This window comes from Desertibacillus haloalkaliphilus, from assembly GCF_019039105.1.
Lineage (GTDB): Bacteria > Bacillota > Bacilli > Bacillales > KJ1-10-99 > Desertibacillus > Desertibacillus haloalkaliphilus.
Genome location: NZ_JAHPIV010000149.1, coordinates 1 through 433 on the forward strand (window position 1 = coordinate 1; position 433 = coordinate 433).

The following is a 433-nucleotide window of genomic DNA, read 5'->3' on the forward strand; positions in this document are numbered from 1 at the left end:
GACCCAGGGCTTCCTATCATTACAATTGAAGGCGATCATACAGACTTCGTTTCCTCACAGCAAGATTACCAGCAAATTGTACAGAACATAAAGGAGCAAGTACTATGAAAAATATTGAAATACCAAAGGATGCTGTCATTACAATTGCAGGGACAGTTGGTGTCGGAAAATCGACCATGACGAAAACAATAGCGGACAAGCTAGGGTTTCAAACTTCTCTCGAAAAAGTAGATGATAATCCATACTTAGAGCCTTTTTATTCGGATTTCCAAAGATGGAGCTTTCATTTACAGGTCTATTTTCTAGCTGAACGTTTTAAGGAACAGAAACGAATCTTCGAGTCTGGTGGAGGTTATGTACAAGATCGGTCAATTTATGAGGACACTGGTATTTTTGCTAAAATGCACGCAGACAAAGGTACCATGTCAGAGGT

The 433-nt window shown here is 39.7% G+C and carries 1 protein-coding gene; it reads left to right on the forward strand.

Translation table 11 applies throughout. The features are described from left to right. Positions 1-104: 104 nt before the first annotated feature. Positions 105-433: deoxynucleoside kinase (locus tag KH400_RS21280; RefSeq protein ID WP_217228054.1), on the forward strand; the 329-nt coding region annotated here is incomplete at its 3' end.